The 20,577-nt window shown below is 75.0% G+C and carries 20 protein-coding genes; 11 read left to right on the forward strand and 9 right to left on the reverse strand.

Going from position 1 to position 20,577, the window contains the following annotated elements; translation table 11 throughout:
* Positions 1-223: 223 nt before the first annotated feature.
* From AC0682_RS09665 to AC0682_RS09685, 5 genes are all read left to right on the forward strand, one after another.
* The gene (locus tag AC0682_RS09665; RefSeq protein WP_478532062.1) at positions 224-1,213 is read left to right on the forward strand and encodes a sporulation protein; all 990 of its coding nucleotides are present in this window, start codon (positions 224-226) and stop codon (positions 1,211-1,213) included.
* A 410-nt stretch (positions 1,214-1,623) separates the two neighbouring features.
* Positions 1,624-2,058, forward strand: coding sequence for a hypothetical protein (locus tag AC0682_RS09670; protein ID WP_478531986.1), 435 nt, complete (start codon positions 1,624-1,626; stop codon positions 2,056-2,058).
* Positions 2,059-2,298: 240 nt separating this feature from the next.
* Entirely contained in the window at positions 2,299-3,525 is a 1,227-nt protein-coding gene (locus tag AC0682_RS09675) for a lycopene cyclase family protein (RefSeq protein WP_478531987.1), read from the forward strand.
* Positions 3,522-4,238 (forward strand): class I SAM-dependent methyltransferase, encoded by a 717-nt coding sequence (locus AC0682_RS09680; protein ID WP_478531988.1) that lies wholly within the window; start codon positions 3,522-3,524, stop codon positions 4,236-4,238. The genes AC0682_RS09675 and AC0682_RS09680 overlap by 4 nt, the downstream gene beginning before the upstream one ends.
* Positions 4,235-5,797: an FAD-dependent oxidoreductase gene (locus tag AC0682_RS09685; RefSeq protein ID WP_478531989.1), complete on the forward strand. Its 1,563-nt coding sequence runs from the start codon at positions 4,235-4,237 to the stop codon at positions 5,795-5,797. The genes AC0682_RS09680 and AC0682_RS09685 overlap by 4 nt, the downstream gene beginning before the upstream one ends.
* 133 nt (positions 5,798-5,930) lie before the next feature.
* Here AC0682_RS09685 and AC0682_RS09690 read toward each other — a convergent pair whose 3' ends face one another.
* From AC0682_RS09690 to AC0682_RS09705, 4 genes are read right to left on the reverse strand one after another with little or no spacing between them, the layout of a single operon-like run.
* Complete coding sequence (locus AC0682_RS09690; RefSeq protein ID WP_478531990.1) at positions 5,931-6,941, reverse strand: Rieske (2Fe-2S) protein; 1,011 nt, start codon at positions 6,939-6,941, stop codon at positions 5,931-5,933.
* A complete protein-coding gene (locus AC0682_RS09695) occupies positions 6,938-7,951 on the reverse strand; it encodes a phytoene/squalene synthase family protein (protein WP_478531991.1) in 1,014 nt (337 codons plus the stop codon). The genes AC0682_RS09690 and AC0682_RS09695 overlap by 4 nt, the downstream gene beginning before the upstream one ends.
* A complete protein-coding gene (locus AC0682_RS09700; RefSeq protein WP_478531992.1) occupies positions 7,948-9,465 on the reverse strand; it encodes a phytoene desaturase in 1,518 nt (505 codons plus the stop codon). Before AC0682_RS09700 ends, AC0682_RS09695 begins: the two co-directional genes overlap by 4 nt.
* Entirely contained in the window at positions 9,462-10,730 is a 1,269-nt protein-coding gene (locus AC0682_RS09705; RefSeq protein WP_478531993.1) for a polyprenyl synthetase family protein, read from the reverse strand. Before AC0682_RS09705 ends, AC0682_RS09700 begins: the two co-directional genes overlap by 4 nt.
* Positions 10,731-11,067: 337 nt before the next feature.
* Here AC0682_RS09705 and AC0682_RS09710 point away from each other — a divergent pair, with 337 nt between their 5' ends.
* Complete coding sequence (locus AC0682_RS09710) at positions 11,068-11,778, forward strand: HEAT repeat domain-containing protein (protein ID WP_478532063.1); 711 nt, start codon at positions 11,068-11,070, stop codon at positions 11,776-11,778.
* A 19-nt stretch (positions 11,779-11,797) separates the two neighbouring features.
* Positions 11,798-12,802 carry a MerR family transcriptional regulator gene (locus AC0682_RS09715; protein WP_478531994.1) on the forward strand — a complete coding sequence of 335 codons (1,005 nt, stop codon included), beginning with the start codon at positions 11,798-11,800 and terminating at the stop codon, positions 12,800-12,802.
* A gap of 25 nt (positions 12,803-12,827) precedes the next feature.
* Here the strand turns inward: AC0682_RS09715 and AC0682_RS09720 are convergent, their stop codons facing one another.
* From AC0682_RS09720 to AC0682_RS09735, 4 genes are all read right to left on the reverse strand, one after another.
* Entirely contained in the window at positions 12,828-13,739 is a 912-nt protein-coding gene (locus AC0682_RS09720) for a class I SAM-dependent methyltransferase (RefSeq protein WP_478531995.1), read from the reverse strand.
* A gap of 127 nt (positions 13,740-13,866) precedes the next feature.
* Complete coding sequence (locus AC0682_RS09725) at positions 13,867-14,955, reverse strand: NAD(P)-dependent alcohol dehydrogenase (protein WP_478531996.1); 1,089 nt, start codon at positions 14,953-14,955, stop codon at positions 13,867-13,869.
* Entirely contained in the window at positions 14,952-16,394 is a 1,443-nt protein-coding gene (locus AC0682_RS09730) for an aldehyde dehydrogenase family protein (RefSeq protein WP_478531997.1), read from the reverse strand. Before AC0682_RS09730 ends, AC0682_RS09725 begins: the two co-directional genes overlap by 4 nt.
* 8 nt (positions 16,395-16,402) lie before the next feature.
* Positions 16,403-17,155: a (5-formylfuran-3-yl)methyl phosphate synthase gene (locus tag AC0682_RS09735; protein ID WP_478531998.1), complete on the reverse strand. Its 753-nt coding sequence runs from the start codon at positions 17,153-17,155 to the stop codon at positions 16,403-16,405.
* Between the two features lie 294 nt (positions 17,156-17,449).
* On the opposite strand from AC0682_RS09735, the gene AC0682_RS09740 reads away from it, so the two are divergent.
* From AC0682_RS09740 to AC0682_RS09755, 4 genes are all read left to right on the forward strand, one after another.
* On the forward strand, positions 17,450-18,172 hold the full coding sequence (locus tag AC0682_RS09740; protein WP_478531999.1) for a HemK2/MTQ2 family protein methyltransferase: 723 nt from the start codon (positions 17,450-17,452) through the stop codon (positions 18,170-18,172).
* Positions 18,156-18,404 (forward strand): CDGSH iron-sulfur domain-containing protein, encoded by a 249-nt coding sequence (locus AC0682_RS09745; RefSeq protein ID WP_478532000.1) that lies wholly within the window; start codon positions 18,156-18,158, stop codon positions 18,402-18,404. The genes AC0682_RS09740 and AC0682_RS09745 overlap by 17 nt, the downstream gene beginning before the upstream one ends.
* A complete protein-coding gene (locus tag AC0682_RS09750; RefSeq protein WP_478532001.1) occupies positions 18,404-19,414 on the forward strand; it encodes an iron-containing redox enzyme family protein in 1,011 nt (336 codons plus the stop codon). Before AC0682_RS09745 ends, AC0682_RS09750 begins: the two co-directional genes overlap by 1 nt.
* Before the next feature lie 181 nt (positions 19,415-19,595).
* On the forward strand, positions 19,596-19,763 hold the full coding sequence (locus tag AC0682_RS09755; protein ID WP_478532003.1) for a DUF6381 family protein: 168 nt from the start codon (positions 19,596-19,598) through the stop codon (positions 19,761-19,763).
* A gap of 32 nt (positions 19,764-19,795) precedes the next feature.
* On the opposite strand, the gene AC0682_RS09760 is transcribed toward AC0682_RS09755, so the two are convergent.
* Complete coding sequence (locus tag AC0682_RS09760; RefSeq protein ID WP_478532004.1) at positions 19,796-20,551, reverse strand: transporter substrate-binding domain-containing protein; 756 nt, start codon at positions 20,549-20,551, stop codon at positions 19,796-19,798.
* Between the last annotated feature and the right edge of the window lie 26 nt (positions 20,552-20,577).

The raw sequence follows: 20,577 nt of genomic DNA on the forward strand, positions 1-20,577 counted from the left end.
CACGGCTCGTACTGGGAGGCTCACCCATTGCGGTACCGCAGCTCCTTCTCTGTTCGGGTCGTCGTACTCGACGTCGGGGGCGGGGAAAACCCGCCTTGATGATAGTAAAGGGACCGCAAATCAAAGGGGAGTGGCGGGCACCACAGCGCGGGTCGGCTTTTCGGCGGGCTCCGAGCAGGTGCCGAGCCCTCCGGAGCCGGAGTCCAAGGAGTGGTCGGCCGACATGGTGTTCAAGAAGTTACTGGGAGCCCTCGGGGTGGACGGCCCCTCCGTCGACACCGTCCTCCAGCCCGGCCGCGCGCTTCCGGGCGGGTCCCTTTCGGGTGAGGTCCGGCTGCGGGGCGGCGGGCGCGACGTGACGGTCGAGGGGATCACCCTCCTGCTGGTCGCCCGCGCCGAGACGGAGGGCCAGGACGGGGAGCACGAGGGCACGGTCGTGCTCGAACGGTTCACCGTCGGTGGCGGCTTCCGGCTCGCGGAGGGCGCCGATCACTCCGTGCCGTTCACCGTCACCCTGCCCTGGGAGACCCCGGTCACCCACCTCCACGGCCAGCACCTGGGGCCCGTCCTCGGCATCCGTACGGAGCTGGAGGTGGCCCGAGCCCGCGACAAGGGCGACCTGGACGCGCTGACGGTGTCCCCGCTGCCCGCCCAGGAAGCGGTCCTGGAGGCGTTCGGACAGCTCGGCTACGGCTTCAGGTCGGCGGACCTGGAGGTCGGCCGCATCCGGGGCACCGGCCAGCAGCTGCCCTGCTACCAGGAGATCGAGATCGTGCCGCCCGCCGAGCACGCGCACGCGGTGAACGAGATCGAGGTGACGTTCCTCGCATCCCCGGGCGGTCTGGAGGTCGTCATCGAGGCCGACAAGCGGGCCGGGGCCTCCTTCGAGGGCCACGACACCGTGCACCGCTTCGTCACCTCGCACCACCCCGCCCCCCAGGCCGACCGCAACGCGGAGGTCGACGGCTGGCTGAGGCAGGTGATCGGCGCCCACGCGGCCCCGTACCCGTACGCCCAGGGCGGCGGCCATCACGACGCCCACCACCACGACGGGCACCACCGCTCCGGCCCCGGCACGGGGGCGGTGGTGGCCGGGGTGGCGGCGGGGGCCGCCGTCGGGATCGTCGGCGGCATGGTCGCCGCCGAGGTGATCGACGAGATCGGCGACGCCTTGGAGGGCACCGACGACGGGGAGGGCGACGAGGGGGAGTGATCCCTCGGAGTGATCCCCCAGGCATGATCCCGGCGGAACGACCCCCGCCGGAGCGGGGAGGGGGGGGGGGGGGGGCGGGGGGGGGGGGGGGGGGGGGGGGGGGTGGGTTGGGGGGGGGGGGGGGGGGGGGGGGGGGGGGGGGGGTGGGGGGGGGGGGGGGCGGCCCCCCCCTCCCCCCCCCGCCCCCCGCCCCCCCCCCCCCCCCCCCCCCCCCCCCCCCCCCCCCCCCCCCCCCCCCCCCCCCCCCCCCCCCCCCCGGGGCCGTCGTGTTCCCGTGCGGGGAACGGAGCGGGACAGCTCGTGGTCCGGTCTTGGTCCGGGTGGCGCTCACGGCAGGTGTGGTGAGCCCGCGACGTGGAAGGTGGGGGAGTGGAAACGCTGTCCTGACGCCGACGCCGACCAGGAGACCCATGAACGCCGAAACCCGGCCTCCCGACCCGCGCCACCAGCGCCCCGAAGGGGTCACCGACACCACCGTCGAGGCGCTCGGCGCCCTCTCGAAGGCACTGGAGACCACCGAACGGGCCCGCGGCGCGCTCTACGCCTTCCACCAGCTCACCGGCAGCGCCGACCTCGGCCTCGACGACGCCGTGCGCCTCCTCCGCGAGGCGGGGCACGGCGACCTGGCCGACCGGGTCGAGCGGGAGATCCTGGGCCGCAACGTCATCCCCGGCCACTGGACCTTCCAGATCGTCGAGGAGTACAACGCCACGTACTACGAGGTGTTCCGGACGGTCGAGCGGGAGATCCGGGGCGAACTGGCCGGGGGCCTCGACCACCTGTACGAGGCCGAGATGAAGGAGGCCCGCCGCACACGCGGGCACCCGGACCACACCGCTAGCTAGGCCCCGCGGCGCGTCGCAAGGCGGAGGGACGTCCGCATACGGGAGGTATTCGGGCGTTCCGACAACGCGGCGAGGCGCCGTAGCCGTCGTCGTGCGCCCGCCGGGGGTTGCGGGACAGCCCTCAGGTCCCCCCCGCGGCGCGTCGCACGCATCCGTCCGGCCCTCCGGTGCGGAAGGATTCGGTGCCGGTCCAGTCCGAAAGACCCGCGCCCGCCCGCAGGATCGACCGAGAGGGAAGCCGTGCCCGACCCCGACGTCGTCATCGTGGGCGCCGGTGCGGCCGGGCTGAGCCTGGCACACCATCTCTGCGCGCCGGGCGGCGCCGTACCGCTGACGGTCCTCCTCGTCGACGCCCCGCCAGGCCCCCTGAGGCCGCCGCCGCGCACCTGGTGCTACTGGGAGCCGCCCGGCGGACCCTATGACTCCGCCCTCGCCGCCTCCTGGCCGCGGCTGCGGGTCCGGGCGGTCGACGGGGCCCCCACGGTGATCGACCCGTCCCCCTTCCGCTACAAGATGCTGCGCTCGGACGCCTTCGAGGCCCTGGTCGGCAAACGCCTCTCCGGCACACCGGCCTTCCGCCGGAGCGAGGCCACGGTGACCGCCGTACGGGACACACCCGGCGGCGGCGAAGTCCTCACCGACGGCGGACGGGTGCTCGCCCGGGGCCGCCGGGTCTTCGACTCCCGTCCGCCCCGCCGCCTGCCGCCCGCCCGGACCACCCTGCTCCAGCACTTCACGGGCTGGTTCGTCCGCACCGAGCGCCCCGCCTTCGACCCGACGACCGCCGACCTGATGGACTTCCGCACTCCGCAGCCGCCGCGCGGGCTCTCCTTCGGCTACGTCCTGCCCCTCGACCCGCACACCGCCCTGGTCGAGTACACCGAGTTCTCGCCCGCCCCCCTCACCGCCGACGACTACCGGCGCGCCCTGCACCACTACACCCGACAGGTCCTCAAGCTCGGCGCGTTCCACGTCACCGCGCAGGAGCGCGGGGTCATCCCCATGACGGACGGCCACCTTCCGTCCCGTGCGGGGCGGTCGGTGTACCGCATCGGCACCGCCGGAGGCGCGACCCGCCCCTCCACCGGCTACACCTTCGCGGCCGTCCAGCGCCAGAGCCGGGCCGTCGCCGACCGGCTCCGCGCCGGACACGGGCTGCGGATACCCGCGCCGTACGGGGCGTGGCCCCGGGCGATGGACGCCGTCCTGCTGCGGGCCCTGGACAGCGGGCGGGTGGGCGGCGCCGACTTCTTCACCCGCCTCTTCCGGGAGGTCCCCGGCGAACGGCTCCTGCGCTTCCTGGACGGCCGCTCGCGGCTCCACGAGGACCTGCTGATCGGCCTGCGGACCCCCGTCGTCCCCATGCTGCGGACCGTCCTCGAACTCCCCTTCCGGGCAAGAACCGAACCACCCGCGCTCCTGTCCCCGCCCCCTCCACCCACCGCCCCCGAGGAGAACACCCCATGACCGTGCTGCGCGGCGACGCCCTGTCCGCGGCCTTCGACCACGGCTCCGCCGCCTACGACCGTCTCGTCGCGGCCAGCCCCGGCTACCACGCCCATCTGCGCCGCTCCGCCCGCCGGTTGGGGCTGCCGGACGGCGGGCGCGGGGTGCGCGTGCTCGACCTGGGGTGCGGTACGGGCGCCTCCACGGCGGCGCTCCTCACCGCGGCCCCGTACGCGCGCATCACCGGAGTCGACGCGTCGGCGGGCATGCTGGCGCGGGCCGCCGCGAAGACCTGGCCGGAGGGCGTCGACTTCGTCCACGCGCCGGTCGAGGAGCTGGCGGGCCGGCTGCGCCCCGGCTCCTACGACGCGGTGTTCGCGGGCTACCTCTTCCGCAACCTCACCGACCCCGACAAGGCGCTCGATCTCGTACGGGGACTGCTCGCCCCGGGCGGCCGTCTGGCCGTGCACGAGTACACGCTCGGCGGATCGCCCGCCCACCGGGCGGTGTGGAACGCCGTCTGCGCAGCGATCGTCCAGTCCGCCGGGCGGCTCGCCGGGGACGCCGGGCTCTACCGCCATCTCCGGCGCAGCGTCATCGAGTTCGACACGGCTCCCGCCTTCGCCGGGCGGCTGCGGCGGGCCGGGTTCACCGACGTACGCGTCCTGCCGCTGCCCGGCTGGCAGACCGGGATCACCCACACGTTCACCGGCCGCAGGGGGGAGGAGGCGTGACGCTCCTACGCGACAGCGGCCCAGCACGCCGACGCGGCCGGGACCGCCGGGCTGCGGTACTCCCCGCCCCCGAGGGCCGCCCCCGCTTCACCGGGCCAAACGCCCCCGCCGCAGCGGTCGTCGGCGGCGGAATCGCCGGGATCGCGGCGGCCACCCTGCTGGCCGAACGCGGCGTCCGCGTCACCCTCCACGAGCGCGAACCGGCCCTGGGCGGACGGCTGTCGGGCTGGTCCACCGAGCTGGCCGACGGCACCACCGTCACCATGAGCCGCGGCTTCCACGCCTTCTTCCGGCAGTACTACAACCTGCGCGGCCTGCTCCGCCGGGTCGACCCGGGCCTGGACTCGCTGACCCGGCTGCCCGACTACCCGCTGCGCCACAGCTCCGGCCTCCACGACAGCTTCGCCCGGGTGCCGCGCACCCCGCCCCTCAGCGCCCTGGGATTCGTCGCCCTCAGCCCCACCTTCGGCCCGCGCGACCTGGTCCGGATGAACCCCTGCGCCGCCCTGCCCCTGCTCGACGTCCGCGTGCCCGAGGTCTACGAACACCTCGACTCGACCAGCGCCCACGACTTCCTCACCCGCATCCGCTTCCCCGAGGCCGCCCACCACCTGGCGTTCGAGGTGTTCTCGCGCAGCTTCTTCGCCGACCCGCGCGAACTCTCGGCGGCGGAGCTGGTCCTGATGTTCCACATCTACTTCCTCGGCTCCAGCGAGGGCCTGCTCTTCGACGTGCCCGACGAACCGTTCCCCACCGCCCTCTGGGACCCGCTCCACCACTACCTCGAAGGCCACGGCGCCGACGTACGGACGCGCGCGACGGTCCGGCAGGTGCGGCCCCTCCCGGACGGCGGGCTGGACCTCACCACCGATCAGGGCACCGCGCGGTACGACGCCGTCGTCCTCGCGCTGGACAGCGGCGGGCTGCGCCGGGTCGTCGCCGCCTCCCCGGAGCTGGGCGACGCCGAATGGCGGGCCCGGATCGAGCGGCTGCGGACCGCCCCGCCGTTCCTGGTCTCCCGGCTCTGGCTCGACCGGCCGGTGGGCTACGACCGGCCCGGCTTCCTCGGCACCAGCGGCTACGGGCCCCTGGACAACGTGAGCGTCCTGGAACGCTGGGAGGGCGAGGCCGCGCGCTGGGCCCGGCGCACCCAGGGCTCGGTCGTCGAACTGCACGCGTACGCCGTCGCACCCGACGCCGACCGGGGCGCCGTCCAGAGCGAGGTGCTGCACCAACTGCACCGGATCTACCCCGAGACGCGGAGCGCCCGCATCGTCGACGAGCGCCACGAGTGGCGGGCGGACTGCCCGCTGTTCCCCGTGGGCGGCTACGAGGACCGGCCGGGCATCCGCACCCCCGACCCCGCCGTCACGGTGGCCGGGGACATGGTCCGCACCGGGCTGCCGGTGGCGCTGATGGAGCGCGCGGCCACCAGCGGCTTCCTCGCCGCCAACGCCCTGCTGGAGCGGTGGGGCGTACGCGGGCAGACGCTATGGACGGTTCCGCGCGCGGGACGCTCGGCGCTGCTGAGGGGGCTCGCGTCGCTGGGCGCCCCCTGACGGGAGGGGCGCGGGGGCAGCGTTCGAGGCCCCTCCTGACGGGACGGGCGCGCCTCAGCGCGCGAGGCGCCCGGTGACGGGAGGGGCGCGTGGGTCAGCTCGGGAAGCGCCCGCCGACGGAGCGGCGCGTGGGTCAGCCCGGGAAGCGTCCGCTGTCCCGGAGCTCCCAGCGCCTCTCCGCGTACGCCAGATCGTCCCGCCACAACCGCCCGGCCGAGGCACGCATCAGCGGGCGCAGCAGCGGCGCGGCTGCCCGGGCCAGCGCGAACCCGCGCCGGTCCGACGCCGCCACCACCGCTTCCGTGACAGCGGTCCGGGGCTGCCCCCGCTCGTCCGGCGCGAGCGGCGTGGCGTGGGTCTCCACCACGGACCCCGCGCCCTCGCCCGCCACGATGTGCATGACGACCGTACGGGGTTCGGGTGCCGTGAACCGTGCCCGAACCGGTACCACCAGCCGCCCGGCCACCTTGAACGACACGTCGACCAGAAACCCGTCGTCCTCCGCCCCGCCGTCGCCGGGCGTTCCCGTCACCGTCAGGTCCACGAAGGAGTACGGGTGGAACCATGCCCCGTGCCACGGATCGAGCCGGTTGGCCACCACGTCCTCCGGCTCGCAGCGGCCGACGCCTGAGTACACCGCCTCCACCGCGTCCCGGATGCGCGGTCGGACCGGCACGTACGGCCGCTCCGAAGGCGCCTCGCCGCCCACCGCGTCGAGCCGCACCCAGAGCAGGACCCCGTCGTCGAAGGCCGGGAAGGGCTCCCACCCGGCGAACGGCCCCCCGTCCAGGGCCAGTCCGTGCCAGTGGCAGACCAGCGTGCCGCAGCGCACCGGGCTGTCGCGCAGCGGTGCTCCGAGGTGTGGGCACGCCCCCGGACCCGCCCGGAGCCGCCCCTCGCCGTCCCGCCAGGCGACCACCTCGGTGGCGGCGAGGGTGATCCCGAGGGGCCGCCCGGGCGGCAGGTCGCGCGAGGCGCCGACGACGTACCAGTTGCCGGACGGCCGGCTCTGCGCCCGCTTCAGCGCATCGGCGATGAGCCCCGGCTTCGCATCCCGCCACGTCGGCGCCTGCCGGTCCCAGGGCACGGGCGCCCGCCGCAACCTCAGCGGGATGCGGCCGCGGCGCCCGGGCGCGGGGCTCACACCGGCTCCTTCTGTACGGGGGCGGTCACCCGGGGCCGGGAGGGGCGGGCCTGCGCGAGCGGGCCCGGGGCGCGCCGGCACGCCCTGCGCGCGGCGACCGCCCGTACCAGTCCGTCCAGCGCCACGACCGCCCGCCGTCGGCGCGGCACGACCGACCGGCGGTGCAGGACCGCGTAGCCGTCGGCCTCGATCGCGTCGAGAATGCCGCTGTAGAGCACGAACGCCGTGCGGATGCAGGGCCGTGACACCGGGTCGAGCTTCGCGATCCCGGGCAGGGCGTCCCGGTAGACGGCCCGGTTGCGGGCGGCGGCGGCCCGCAGCACATCGGTGATCCGCGCATCCCGCGCCCCCGTGCGCCGGCTCCACTCGAACCGCTCCCGGTCCACCCCGTGGGCGCCCAGCAGTTCGGCCGGGAGATAGAGCCGGCCCCGGTCCAGGTCCTCGCCCACGTCCCGCAGGAAGTTGGTCAGCTGGAAGGCGACGCCGAGCGCGGCCGCGTGCGGAGCGGCCTCCTCGCGCGGCCCCACCGTCCCCAGCACCGGCAGCATCTGAAGGCCGATCACCGCCGCGGACCCGTGCATGTACCGGCCCAGCTCCTCGTAGGAGGCGTAGCCGCCGACGGTGAGATCGCTGCGCATGGAGGCCAGGAAGTCGGTGAAGTGCCGGTGGTCGATGCCGTACCGCCGCACGGTGTCCGAGAGCGCGAGGATCACCGGCTCGGTGACGGTCCCGGTGCCCCGCAGCCCTGACTCCAACTGGGCCTCCAGGGCGAGCAGAGCACGGGCGCGCTCCCCGGGGCTCGCCGTGCTGTCGAGGTCGTCCACGATGTCGTCGGCGTGGCGGGCGAAGCCGTACAGGGCGTGGACGGCCGGGCGCCGGTCGACGGGGAGCAGCCGGGTGGCCAGGAAGTACGTCCTGCCGTGGCGCGCGTTGAGCGCGCGGCAGCGGGCGTACGCGGCGCGGAGATCGGGGTCGTGGACGGCTGCGGCGTCGAGTTCACGGACGGTCATGCGGAGGTGCCTTTCCGGGCGGGCCGGGGAACGGTACGGGGGCCGGTGATCCTCTCCGCCGCCAGCTTTCCGGAGATCAGGACGGTCGGCACGCCGACTCCCGGCGTGGTGCCGCACCCGGCGAGGACGGCGTTGGCCGTGGAGCGTAGGAGGTTGCGCGGGCGGAACGGGCCGGTCTGCGGGAACGTGTGGGCGACCGCGAACGGGGTGCCGGCCGCGTGCCCCTGGGCGGTCCAGTCGACCGGTGTGACCAGCCCTTCCTGCTCGATCGACGCACCGAGTCCGGGCATCTCGCGCCGCTCCAGCTCCGTCAGCAGTGTGTCCCGGTACCGGGGCCCCAGCTCCCGCCACTCCTGTACCCCCGGCCCCACCTCGGTGTTGGGACAGGGCGCCAGCACGTAGTGGAGGTGCTTGCCGGGCGGGGCCAGGGCGGGGTCGGTCGCGGTGGGGCGGGTGATGAGGAGCGAGGGGTCCGACATCAGCCGGCCGGTGCGGGTCAGCTCCCGGAACGTGCTCTTCCAGGCCGCGCCGAACGAGATGGTGTGGTGGGCCAGCTCCGGCCAGGTGCGGTCCGTGCCCGCGTGCAGGATCACCGCGGAGGGCGAATGCCGGAGGCGGAGCGGCCGGTGCGGGGCGCGGCCGAGCAGCCGGTAGGCGACGGGCAGGTCGGGGGTGAGCACCACGGCGTCGCAGGGGATGCGCTCCTGGTCGGTGACGACGGCGGTGACCCGGTCACCCGAACGCTCCAGCCGGGTCACGGTCCGCCCGTAGCGGAGGTCGGCGCCCGCCTCGGCGGCCGAGGCCGCCAGCGCGCGGGGGAGCGCGTGCATGCCGCCCTTGGGGAAGTACACCCCGGCGATTGTGTCCATGTAGGCGATGACGGCGTATGCGGCGAGCGCACGGGCTGGAGGGACACCCGCGTACAGCGCCTGGAAGGAGAAGACCCGGCGCAGCCGTTCGTCCGAGACGAAGTGCCCGATCCGCGCGTCGAGCCGGCCGAAACCGCCGAGCGCGGCGAGCCGCACGAGGTCGGGGTGGGCGAGCTGGAGCGGGGAGTCGAAGTTGGCGTCGATGAAGCGGCGCATCTGCACCCGGTACAGACGCTCCAGCCACCCGCGCAGCCGCCGGTAGCCGGCCGCCTGCCGGGCACCCGCGAACTGCTCGACCGCCGCCTCCATCGCGGCCCCGTCGGTGTGCACGTCGAGCTGGGAGCCGTCCGCGAACCGGGCCCGGTAGGCGGGGTCCAGCCGGATCAGTTCCAACCGGTCGGCCAGTCGGTCCCCGACCGCCGCGAACGCCTCCTCCACCAGCTCCGGCATGGTCAGCACGGTGGGCCCGGTGTCGATGCGGAAGCCGCCCGCCTCCAGCAGCCCCGCCCGGCCCCCCGGCACCGCCTCCCGCTCGACCACCGTCACCCGGCGGCCCGCGCCGAGCAGGTGCAGCGTGGCGGAGAGCCCCGCCAGCCCGGCACCGACCACCACCACATGGTCGGTCGGCCCCTTCACCGTGATCATTTGTTGCGTCCTCCGTCGGCCGTGGTCAGGATCTGGTCCGTCCGGCCGTCGTGGCCGTGCGGGCCGTCGTCGGCTGCGGAGCCCGTGGGGGAGTGGCCGGACCGGCCCCCGGAGACAGCCCGCACCAGGCCGAGCAGTTGGCGGCCACCGTACGAACCGATGTCGACGGCCTCACCCAGACGGCGCACGGCCTCCTCGCCCAAGTGCTCCGCCTCCCGCTCCACATGGGCGCGTGCCCCGGTCGCCTCCAGGACATCGCGTACGTTCCCGAGGTCGTCCTCGGTGACGTCCGGGTTCCCCACCGCGCGGCCGAGCACGTCCAGCGCCGCCTCGTCGCCCGCCGCTCCGGCCCGCTCCCGGGCGACGGCCAGGAGACAGGTCGGCTTCCCCTCGCGGATGTCGTCGCCGGACGGCTTCCCGGTCAGCTGGGGGTCCCCGAAGACGCCGAGCAGGTCGTCGCGGAGCTGGAAGGCGGTGCCAGCGCTCCGGCCGGCCAGGCGCAGTGCGGCCGTGGTGCGCTCGTCGGCACCGGCCAGGGCGGCTCCGAGGAGCAGGGGTCGTTCCACCGAGTACAGGGCGCTCTTGAGACAGGCGGTCCGCAACGCCCGCGCAGCCGAGGAGTCCCCCGCAACCTGGCCGTGCAGATCCAGGAACTGTCCGGCCACCATCTCCGTCCGCATGGACCGCCAGATGGCCCCGACCCGCCGCCGTACGGGGGCGGACAGCACCGTCTCCGCCACGGTGTCGTCGGCCCAGACCAGGGCGAGATCCCCGGCCAGTACGGCCGCCGAGGTGCCGAACGCCGAGCCCTGTCCCGACTCCGGGGAGAGGCCCGCCGAGGTGGCGAGGCCGATATGGACGGCGGGCCTCCCCCGGCGCAGCCGCGAGCGGTCCATCACGTCGTCGTGGATCAGCGCGCAGGTCTGGATCAGCTCCAGTGCGACGCCCAGCCGCAGCGCGGCGGCCGTGGCGGTGGCGTCCCCCGCACCGCAGGCCCGCATCGCCCACCACAGGAGCCGGGGGCGCAGCCGCTTGCCGCCCTCCAGGGTGAATTCGGCGACCCGCCCCGCCAGCTCCTCCGCGAACGAGGCGTCGAGCTCCGACGCCTGGGCGACCCGCTCGGCGAGCACGGCCCGGGCGGTACCCAGGACGGCACCGACCACGTCCGCGTCCACGGCCCCGGCCCCGCAGGGTGCGGGCCCTGGGCCCGCGGGGAGCGGGCAGGCGGCGGCGAAGGAGTGTTCCGCGGCCGGGGTACTGGCCATCCCACGTCCTTCCTCCGGTCAGGGCGGTGGCGAACCGTTCGTCACTCCTGTTCCTTCAGCACTCGTACCCCGTACGGATGCGATGCGACGGGGCCGATCAGGCGGAAGTGTGCCGGGCGGGGGGGGGCGTACGGCACACTTCCCGGCCCGGCCCGGTGGTGGCGCCCGAGCGGGCGGTGCGCGACACCGGCTGCCGGTCCACGGCAGCGGCCGGGCGGCGGAGGCGGGAACGGTCAGGACACCGGAGCCCGGGGGTCGCCGCAGAGTGGTCGGCGCCCGCCCCGCTTGACCCTGACACGGTGACAAGGTCTTCACTGTGGACCAGGAGGTGGTCCTGATGACGGTCACGGGACGGGACAGGGACGCGGCACGGGCGATCGGAGGACTGGCGGACGACCGCGCGTCCGTACGGCTGCGGGCCGCGCTGGCGATCGGCTCGGCACCCGACCCGCGCTACGTCGGCCCGCTCGTCGAGCGGTGCGCGATCGAGCCCGAGTTCTTCGTCCGAGACATGCTGACCTGGGCGCTGAACCGGCACCCGGTGACCCTGACGCTCCCCGCGCTGCTCCACGAACTCCTCTCGGAGCGTACGCAGGCACGGAGCCAGGCGCTCCACACCCTGTCCAAGATCGCGGACCGGAGGGCCTGGCCCGCCATCACCCGGGCGCTGCTGACCGATCCCGACGACGAGGTGGCACGGAGCGCCTGGCGGGCCGCCGCCGTGCTCGTGCCGGAGGGCGGGGAACCCGCCCTGGCCACGGTGCTGGCCACCCAGCTCGGGCGCGGCGGCCATGAGACCCGACTGAGCCTGAGCCGGGCGCTGGTCGGCCTGGGGGAGACGATCGTGGCGGCCCTGCTCCCCGCCCGTACGGCCGCCGATCCGGCCGTACGCGTCCACGCGCTCGCCACCGAGAAGCTGCTGCGCGACCCGGACACGGGGCTCGCGTTCGCCCTCGAGGAGGCGAAGCGCGTCGTGGCCCTCGGCGGCCCCGGGTCATCGACGACCCTGCCGCAGAGGTGCGCGCCGGGGCACGCGAGCCCGGCATGATCCAGACGAGAGGCCCAGGGTGTTGATCGGTGAGGTGGCGCGGCGGTCCGGCGTCAGTGCCCGCATGCTCCGGCACTACGAGTCGCTCGGCCTGGTCAGCCCTTCGGGCCGCACCGGGTCCGGCTACCGGGAGTACGCCCCGCAGGACATCCGGCGGATCTTCCACATCGAGAGCCTGCGGGCGCTGGGGCTGTCGCTGCGTGAGGTCAAACGGGCTCTCGACGACCGTGACTTCACCCCGTCGGCACTCGTCGAGGACCTGATCAACCGGACGCGGACACGCATCGAGGCGGAGACCGAGCTGCTGGCCCGGCTGCGCGGGATCCGTGCCGCCGGACCCGCCGACTGGGAGGACGCCCTCCAGGTCGTCACGCTCCTCCAGGCACTCGGGTCGCAGAGCGCCGGCGCCCGCCAGCGGGCGGCCCTCTCCTCGGCCGACGACGTCCCGGTGCCGGTCGAGGCGCTGGTCGAGGCCGTACTCGCCGAGAGCGATCCCCATGTCGCCGGGGCTCTGCGCTGGGCTCTGGCACGCTCCGGCGACGGCGCCCCCGCCCTGCTGGCGGCGGGCATCAGCTCGCCGGAGGCCGCCGTACGGGAACGCGCCGTGCGCTCCCTCACCGAACTGCCCGCCGACCAGGCCGCCGCAGAGCTGCGCGAAGCCCTGGCCCACCCCGACCCCGTGGTGCGGGGCCAGGCGGCCCTGGCGCTCGGGGCCCGGGGCGACGCCGACGCCGTCCCCGCCCTCCTCGACATGATCGTGGCAGGCAGGAACGACACCGACGCGGCCGACGCACTCGGCGTGCTGGCGGACGACACCGCGACGGCGGACCGGATCACCGCCCGGCTCGTCGACCGCCTCGCCCGGGACACCACCGGGGCGCCCGCACGCGGACGGCTGACCCAGGCGCTGGCGGGCATCCCGGGGACGGCGGCGGCCCGCGCCCTCACCGAGCTGGCGCACGACGCCGACCGGGCCGTCGCGCTCACCGCCACGTACCTCCTCCGCCTGCGTGATGAACCGTGACGGGCCCTCCGCCCGGGCGCGCCGGCTACGCCCCCCGGGGCTTGTCCGCAAACACCCACCGGTTGCCCGCCAGCGCGTCGTTCGACTCCGGCAGCGGCCCGCGCCCGTGCAGCCGGGTGAAGTCGAACGGGGTGTGCACCGCGGTGGACCACCCCCGGTCCGCCAGCCGGCCCGCGGAGTCGGGGCGGGGGGAGAGATCGAACAGGCCCAGCAGATCGATGCCGATCTGCTCCCTCGTCGCCGTGTAGAGCGCGCTGTCGCGGTAGGCCAGCAGGTCCTCCTCCAGCTTGGCCTCGAAGGCCAGCGCGCTGCCCCCGGCGCTCAGCCGGTCCACTGTGTCGATCAGATACGTCTCGGCCGCCGGGGGCAGATAGAACAGCAGCCCCTCGATCAGCCACACGCTCGGCGCCGCCGGATCGAAGCCCGCGCCGGGCAGGGCACCGGCCCAATCGTCCCGCAGATCCATCGGGACCGGTACGCGTGCCGCCTTCGGGACGGCCGAAGCACCGTCGAGCACCTGGTGCTTGAAGGCCAGCACATCCTCCCGGTCGATCTCGAAGACCACACACCCGGCAGGCCACTCCAGCCGGTACGCCCGCGAGTCCAGCCCCGCGCCGACCAGCACCACCTGCCGGACGCCCCCGGCGTGCGCCGACTGGAGCAGGAAGTCGTCGAGGATCCGCGTCCGCAGCCCGAAGTACCGCGCGAACCGCCCCCACAGCGGGTTGGCGTCCCCGTCCGCGACATCCTCCGGGCGGACCGGCCACCCCTTCGACGCCGGGGCGGCGAGCACGAAGTGCTCGGCGAAGACGTCCTGCGCCAGGCTGTCGGGGCGGTGGGTCTCGATCGCCCGCGCCGCAGCGACCAGCAGAGCCGTCACCCCGACCCCTCCGGCCACGCCCTCCACACCGGTGTTCCGGTGCGCTGTCTCGACCATGCAGGTGCTCCCTCGGTACGTCGAAATGCGCCAGTGGTACGCGAAACGCGCAGGCGCTACGGATGTGCGGGCGGCGTGGAACGCCGTGGCCGCGCGGAACGCGCCGCCCTCGCGGGAGGCCTCGGCCTCACGGGATCAGGACCGGCTTCACCACGAGCCCCGCCTCGCAGTCGCGTTCGGCCTCGTTGATGTCGGCGAGCGGATACGTACGGATCAACTGGTCGAAGGGGAACAGCCCGGCCCGCCACAGCGCGGTCAGCCGGGGGACCAGCAGCCCCGGCACCGCGTCCCCCTCGCAGATGTGGGAGACCCCTCGCCCCTGGTCCAGGGTGCCCGGCTCCAGCGCCAGCGCGCCGTGCAGCCGGGCCACCAGGCCGAGATGGCCCTGCGGACGCAGCGCCCGGAGCGCGTCGTTGATCAGCCGGCCGGAACCCGTGGTGTCCAGCGCGTACCGCGCGCCGCCGTCCGTCAGCCGCCGGATGCGTTCCGGCAGACCGGCCGAAGCCGCGTGCACCGGGACCGCGTTGAGCTTCTCGGCGAGGGCCAGCCGTTCGGGGTGCCGGTCCACCGCCACGGCCACCGCCCCGGCGGCGGTGGCCGCCATGACCGCGGCCAGGCCCACCGCCCCGGCGCCGAAGACCGCGAGGGTGTCGCCGGGCCCGACACCGAAGGAGTTGAGGACCGCTCCGGCGCCGGTGAGGAAGCCGCAGCCGAGCGGCCCCAGCAGCTCCAGGGGGAGCGAGGGATCGACCCGTACGGCGTTGCGGGCCGGGACCAGCGCGTACGCGGCGAAAGAGGACTGGCCGAACCACCGGGGGGCCAGTGCGCCCCCGGCCGCGTCGGTGAACCGCCCCGCGCGCTCCGGGCGCCCGCCGAAGAGGTTGAGCGCGGCGAACCGGTCGCAGTAGGCGGGGGCCCCGCCCAGACAGCCGCGGCAGTGCCCGCAGGAGTCGAAGCCGATCACCACATGGTCGCCGGGGCGCAGCCCCGTGTCCGGGCCGCCCGTCTCGACCACCACCCCTGCCCCCTCATGGCCGAGCACCGCCGGCAGCGGTGAGCGGCCCGCCGAGCGGCGGACGGCCAGATCGGTCCGGCACATCCCGCAGCCCGCGATCCTCACCAGGACCTCGCCCCCGGCCGGCCCTCCGTCCAGCACCACCTCCTCGACGGCGAACGGGCCCTCGTACGAGCGCAGTACCGCCGCACCGAACCTCATCGGTCTCCCTCCCGCGGACGGTGCACGACGAACGGCCGGAGATTTCCGTAGAACCCCCACGGCCCGCCCGCGACGCCGACACCGCTGTCCTTGATGCCCGCGAAGGGCTGGTCGAGCGAGAGTTCGGCGTGGTGGTTGATCCACACCGTCCCGCACTCCAGCCGTCCGGCCACCTCCTCCGCCCGGTCCAGATCGGTGCCCCACACCGAGCCGCCCAGGCCGTACCGCGTGGCGTTGGCCGCCTCGACGGCCTCGTCGAGGTCCCCGTACGGCAGCACCGGCAGCACCGGACCGAACTGCTCCTCCGTCACCACCGCGCTGTCCGGCGGGACATCGGTCAGGATGGTCGGGGCGTAGAAGTACCCCGGCCGGTCCAGCCGGTGCCCACCGGCCACGGCACGCGCCCCCTCCTCCAGGGCGCGGGCCGCACACCGCTCCACCCGGGCCAGTTGGGCGGCGTTGTTGACCGGCCCCAGCTCGGTATCCGGGTCGAGACCGGACCCGACGACGACGGTCTTCGCCCGCTCCGCCAGCGCCTCCACCACCCGGGCGTGGAGCCGGGCCGGGGCGTACACGCGCTTGACCGCCATGCACACCTGCCCGCAGTTGCGGAACGCGGCCCGGAACAGCCGGTCCACGACCGCCTCCACCTCCACGTCGTCCAGCAGCACGGCGGCGTCGTTCCCGCCCAACTCCAGCGTGACCCGGGCGAGACCGGGCGCCGCCCCCGCCGCCACGGCCCGCCCGGTGGCCACCGAACCGGTGAACGTCACATGCCGGATCCCCGGATGCGACGCCAGCAGCGCGCCGAGCGGCTCCCGGCCGGTGACGACGGTCAGCACGCCCTCCGGGAGCGCGTCGGACAGCACCGCACCCAGCAGCCGGGTGGCGAGCGGGGTGAAGGGCGAGGGCTTGAGCACGACCGTGTTGCCCGCGGCGAGCGCCGGCGCGAACTTCGCGGACGCCAGCTGAAGGGGGAAGTTCCACGGGACGATGGCGGCGACCGGTCCCAGCGACCGCCAGCGGATCTCGCTGTGCACCGCTCTGCCGTCGGCGATCGTCCGGGTCTCGGGCGCCATCGCGGCGAAGTGGCGCAGCCGGGCCGCCGTACGGGCGATCTCCGCGTGCGACTCGGCCAGCGGCTTGCCCTGCTCCCGGGTGAGCAGCGGCGCCAGCTCCCCGCCCGCCGCCTCCACGGCATCGGCCGACGCCAGCAGGGCGGCGGCACGGGCGGCCGGGTCGGCCCGCCAGCCCGCCCAGGCCTCCCTGGCCCGTCCGACGACGGCGTCCAGTTCGTCGGGCCGCTGGTCAGGAGCCTCGTCGAAGGCCTCACCGGAGGCCGGATCGAGGACCGCGAAGCGCTGGTGCCGGAGGTGCGGCAAGGGGGTCCGACGGGGCGGGCGCGCTGATATGCCGGATGGTGGCCGCTGCGGCTCCATCTGGGCGTTCAGCGGGCGGCCGCGGTCGTCGCGTGCTCCCGGGCGTGCCGGTCCATCTCCGCCCGGAAGGCGGCCACCGACCGTGGCTGGATCCGGCCGGCGTTGCGGTCGCCCCCCTCGCAGACCGCCCCGCGCACGCCCACGATGTCCGTCCCGATCCGGGTCAGCGTCCCCAGGTCCTCCACCTTCACGCTCCCCGCCAGCGCGGCCAGCAGACCGGCCTCGTGGGCCCGGCGGACGAACTCCTCGCACGCGGCGGGCGGAACATGGTCGAACAGCCGCGTCCCGTCCTTGACCGCGGTGTCCAGCATGGCCGCGTCGGACCCCGAACGGCGGGCGATGTCGGGCAGCGCGAGCGGGTTGACCGAGCCGATCCGGTGGGCGTCGGCATAGCCCGACGCGACGACGAACGCGTCCGGCCGGAAGTCCTTGACCGCCCGCACCACCCCGCTCATGACCTCGATGGCCTGCTCGGGCGTCGAGCACCCGTAGAGGCCGACCTTGATGTACGTGGCCCCGGAGACCGCCGCGCCCAGCGCGGCCTGAGCCACCGTCCCGGGCTTGTACGGCACGTCCCCCACGGTGGCCGAGACCGGCTTGTCCGCGGGGACCGCCCCGCGGATCTCCCTGATGACCCACGGGAAGTTCGCGCCGAGCGAGCCCTCGTCCGGCTTCTTGACATCGACGATGTCAAGGTGCTCCGCCGCCTTCGCACAATCGAGGGCCTCTTCGACACCGTCGGGGGAGATGAGAAGCAGCAACGTGGATTCCTTCCACCGCGGGTCCACCCGCCCGGGGCGGGTGCGCGGATTCGCCGGGATCTTGTGCGGTCCGGCTCATCCTTGCCCCAGCCCGTGGCCCCCGGCAGGGCGCGAGGGATGGCGAACGGGGCACTGCCGTGACGTCCTCACGCCCCCGCGGTGCTTCTGCAGCCTGTCTGACTCCGGGATTCGTGGGAACACGGTGTTCACCGCACGGCACAGCCGAGGGCGGTCACGCCGGACGCCCTCACGACTGGCGCCCCGAACGGAAGGAGCGGAGCCTTGACGGGTGGCATGACCCACGATTCACGCGCGCTGGAGGTGCCCGTGTCCGCTGCCGTGCCCACGCTGACAGCTCCCGGAGGGCCGGGAGTCCGCACCCTGCCCGGGGTCTACGCGCCCCAGCACGACACGCTGCTGTTGCTGAGGGCCCTGGCCCGGGAGACCGTCCCACCCGGCTCCGACGTGATCGACCTCGGTACCGGCAGCGGCCTCCTCGCCGTGGCCGCCGCACGCCGGGGGGCCCGTGTGACCGCCGTCGACGTCGGCCGCCGCGCCGTGCTCACCGCCCGCCTGAACGCCCGGCTCGCCCGGCAGCGGGTCACCGTCCACCGGGGCGACCTGGCGGACCCGGTGCCGGGACGGACGTACGACCTGGTCCTGAGCAACCCGCCCTACGTTCCCTCGCCCCTCGGCCCGCCGCCCCGACGGGGGAACACCCGTGCCTGGGACGCGGGGCACGACGGGCGGGCCGTGGTGGACCGGATCTGCGACGCGGCCCCCCGCCTCCTGCGCAGGCCGGGCGTCCTGCTCATGGTCCACTCCGAACTGACCGGTACGGAGGAGACCCTGCGCCGCCTGTCCCGTGGCGGGCTGAAGGCCGCGGTCACCGACACGGCCGACGTGCCGTTCGGGCCCGTCCTGCTCTCCCGGCTCTCCTGGCTGCGCGGCCGGGGCCTCCTGGACGAGCACACCGACAAGGAGAAGCTGGTGGTCATCCGTGCCGAACAGCCCTGACCGACCCACCCGCGTCACCCTCGGGCCGGACGGACCCCTGCTGGTGGAAGGGCCCGTCGAGGTGGTCGGTGACGACGGCACCCTGTACACCTCGCGCCGCTTCACCGCCGCGATCTGCACCTGCCGCAGGACCCGCACGTACCCGTGGTGCGACACCAGCCACCGCCGCCGCGTCAAGCCCGCAGAACGGGAGCAGCGCGCCGGGGGAGACCGCACCGAAGGAGCCCTCTGATGCCCGCCCCCCGTGAACCCAGGCGCCGGAGCCCCCCGCTCCCCACCCCGCGCGGCCCGCTCTCCAACGAGGTCGTCACCGCCCTGCGCACCGGCAGGGACCCGCGGACCCCCGCGACCCCTGACGGGGATCCCTTCGGGGACGACCTCCACCTCGCCCTCTACACCCTCTACGAGCTGCACTACCAGGGCTTCGCGGACGTGGACGAGGACCACGAGTGGAACCCCGCCCTGCTCGCACTGCGCCGCTCCCTGGAGCGCCCCTTCCTCGCCGCGCTCCGGACGGGCACACCCGCGGGCGGAACCGTGGACGCCGCCCTCGCCGCACTCCTGGTCGAACCCGTCGGGGACGACGGCCACAGCGTGAGTCACTTCCTGCGGGACGACGGCGAACTGTGGCAGCTGCGCGAGTACGCCGCCCTGCGCTCGCTCTACCACCTCAAGGAGGCCGACCCGCACGCCTGGGTGATCCCGAGGCTGTACGGACGTGCCAAGGCCGCGATGGTGGCGGTGGAGTTCGACGAGTTCGGCGCCGGACGGGAGGCGGACATCCACGCCCGTCTGTACGCCGAGCTGATGGCCGACCTGTCCCTGGAGACGGCGTACGGGCACTACCTCGACGCCGCGCCCGCCGAGGTGCTCGCCACGGTCAACCTGATGTCCCTGTTCGGGCTGCACCGCTCCCTCCGGGGTGCTCTCGTCGGCCACTTCGCCGCCGTGGAGGTCACCTCCTCGCCGGGCTCGCGCCGACTGGCCGCCGCTCTGAAACGCGTCGGCGCGGGGCCGGCCGCCCAGCGGTTCTACGACGAGCATGTGGAGGCCGACGCCGTCCACGAACAGGTGGTGCGCCGCGACGTCATCGGTGGACTGCTCGCCCAGGAGCCGGAGCTGGAGGCCGACATCGCCTTCGGTATCGAGGCCACCGGACTGCTGGAGGACCGCCTCGCCGCCCGTCTCCTCGCCGCCTGGCGGAGCGGTTCCACGGCGCTGCGCGCCGCCCCGTCGGCCTGAGGGCCTCCACCGCCCCCACCTGCGCGATGTCACCGTACGTGATCGCACGAGATGCGGCGAGGCCGGACTCCGGTGACGCTGGGGCTCCGGTCGCGCACGCAACGTCCGTTGCCGGGGGCCCGGACCGCAGCGCGTCCCGCCTCCGCGACCCGCGCGGACCCCACGATGGAGGACACCCCCCATGGACCTGCCCGACACCCCGCTGGAACGTACCCGCCGCACCCGAGAGCGGGCCGAGGAACTGGGCCGGGCCGCCGACCGGGCGACCGACCCCGAGCACCGGCAGCGCCTGCGGGAGAAGGCCCGGCGCCTCCTCGGCGAGCAGCCGGAGGCCGGGGAGGAACGCTGAGGGGCGGCGCGGCGCGGGAGGTTGGCCGGGGCTCAGGCGGGGAGTTGACCGGCCGGGGCCACGAGCGCCCCCTCGATGCCGTGCCGCTCCAGCGCATCCGTGACGAACCCGCTCGCCTTCATCTCCTCCACGAACGACGCCAGCACCTCCTGGGCCGCCGCGCCCCGGGCGGCCGGGATGCCCATGGCCTGCTGGATCACCATGAACCGCCCCGGCAGCACCCGTACCCCGGGAGCGCGCCGGGCCTCGCCCTCCAGCAACTGGCGGATCCCGGCGGCCACTTCGACCTCCCCCTCCCGCAGGGCGGCGAGCGCGGCGGGGGCGCCCTGCAGCCGTACGATCTCCGCGTGCTCGATCGCCCGGGTGAGGAAGAGGTCGTAGGCGCTGCCCGAACCGACCGAGATCCGGGTCCCCTCCCGGTCCACCTGCCCGTTGCCGGTCAGCGCCGACGCCTCGGGGACCAGATAACTGCCCTCGATCAGCACATAGGGGGCGGTGAACAGCAGCCCCTCACTCCGCGCCGGGTCCACGGCGAAGAAACCGAGGTCCGCGTCCTCCGCCTTCACCGCTTCCACCGAGGCGACCGCCTTCTCGAAGACCACCAGCTCGACGGGGACCCCGAGCCGCCGCCCGAACTCGTACGCGAGGTCGACCGAGACCCCGACCGGGTCGCCGCCCTCCGGGTTCCGGTTGGCCAGGATCGGGTTGCCGAGGTTGATGGAGGCGCGCAGCGTGCCGTCGGGCGCGAACGCGGGGACCAGGGCCGGAGCCATCTGCTGCTGGGTCATGCCGGCGAGTCTACGAGCCGACGTCC

The organism is Streptomyces sp. NPDC043746 (genome assembly GCF_056436485.1).

What these genes read in the sequence shown, in the direction of transcription:
- AC0682_RS09700 (WP_478531992.1), bottom strand. Translation starts at nt 9,465, where the DNA reads ATGATCACGGTGAAGGGGCCGACCGACCATGTGGTGGTGGTCGGTGCC.
- AC0682_RS09725 (WP_478531996.1), bottom strand. Translation starts at nt 14,955, where the DNA reads ATGAGGTTCGGTGCGGCGGTACTGCGCTCGTACGAGGGCCCGTTCGCC.
- AC0682_RS09710 (WP_478532063.1), top strand. Translation starts at nt 11,068, where the DNA reads ATGACGGTCACGGGACGGGACAGGGACGCGGCACGGGCGATCGGAGGA.
- AC0682_RS09760 (WP_478532004.1), bottom strand. Translation starts at nt 20,551, where the DNA reads ATGACCCAGCAGCAGATGGCTCCGGCCCTGGTCCCCGCGTTCGCGCCC.
- AC0682_RS09705 (WP_478531993.1), bottom strand. Translation starts at nt 10,730, where the DNA reads ATGGCCAGTACCCCGGCCGCGGAACACTCCTTCGCCGCCGCCTGCCCG.
- AC0682_RS09680 (WP_478531988.1), top strand. Translation starts at nt 3,522, where the DNA reads ATGACCGTGCTGCGCGGCGACGCCCTGTCCGCGGCCTTCGACCACGGC.
- AC0682_RS09740 (WP_478531999.1), top strand. Translation starts at nt 17,450, where the DNA reads ATGACCCACGATTCACGCGCGCTGGAGGTGCCCGTGTCCGCTGCCGTG.
- AC0682_RS09720 (WP_478531995.1), bottom strand. Translation starts at nt 13,739, where the DNA reads ATGGTCGAGACAGCGCACCGGAACACCGGTGTGGAGGGCGTGGCCGGA.
- AC0682_RS09670 (WP_478531986.1), top strand. Translation starts at nt 1,624, where the DNA reads ATGAACGCCGAAACCCGGCCTCCCGACCCGCGCCACCAGCGCCCCGAA.
- AC0682_RS09730 (WP_478531997.1), bottom strand. Translation starts at nt 16,394, where the DNA reads ATGGAGCCGCAGCGGCCACCATCCGGCATATCAGCGCGCCCGCCCCGT.
- AC0682_RS09665 (WP_478532062.1), top strand. Translation starts at nt 224, where the DNA reads ATGGTGTTCAAGAAGTTACTGGGAGCCCTCGGGGTGGACGGCCCCTCC.
- AC0682_RS09755 (WP_478532003.1), top strand. Translation starts at nt 19,596, where the DNA reads ATGGACCTGCCCGACACCCCGCTGGAACGTACCCGCCGCACCCGAGAG.
- AC0682_RS09695 (WP_478531991.1), bottom strand. Translation starts at nt 7,951, where the DNA reads ATGACCGTCCGTGAACTCGACGCCGCAGCCGTCCACGACCCCGATCTC.
- AC0682_RS09750 (WP_478532001.1), top strand. Translation starts at nt 18,404, where the DNA reads ATGCCCGCCCCCCGTGAACCCAGGCGCCGGAGCCCCCCGCTCCCCACC.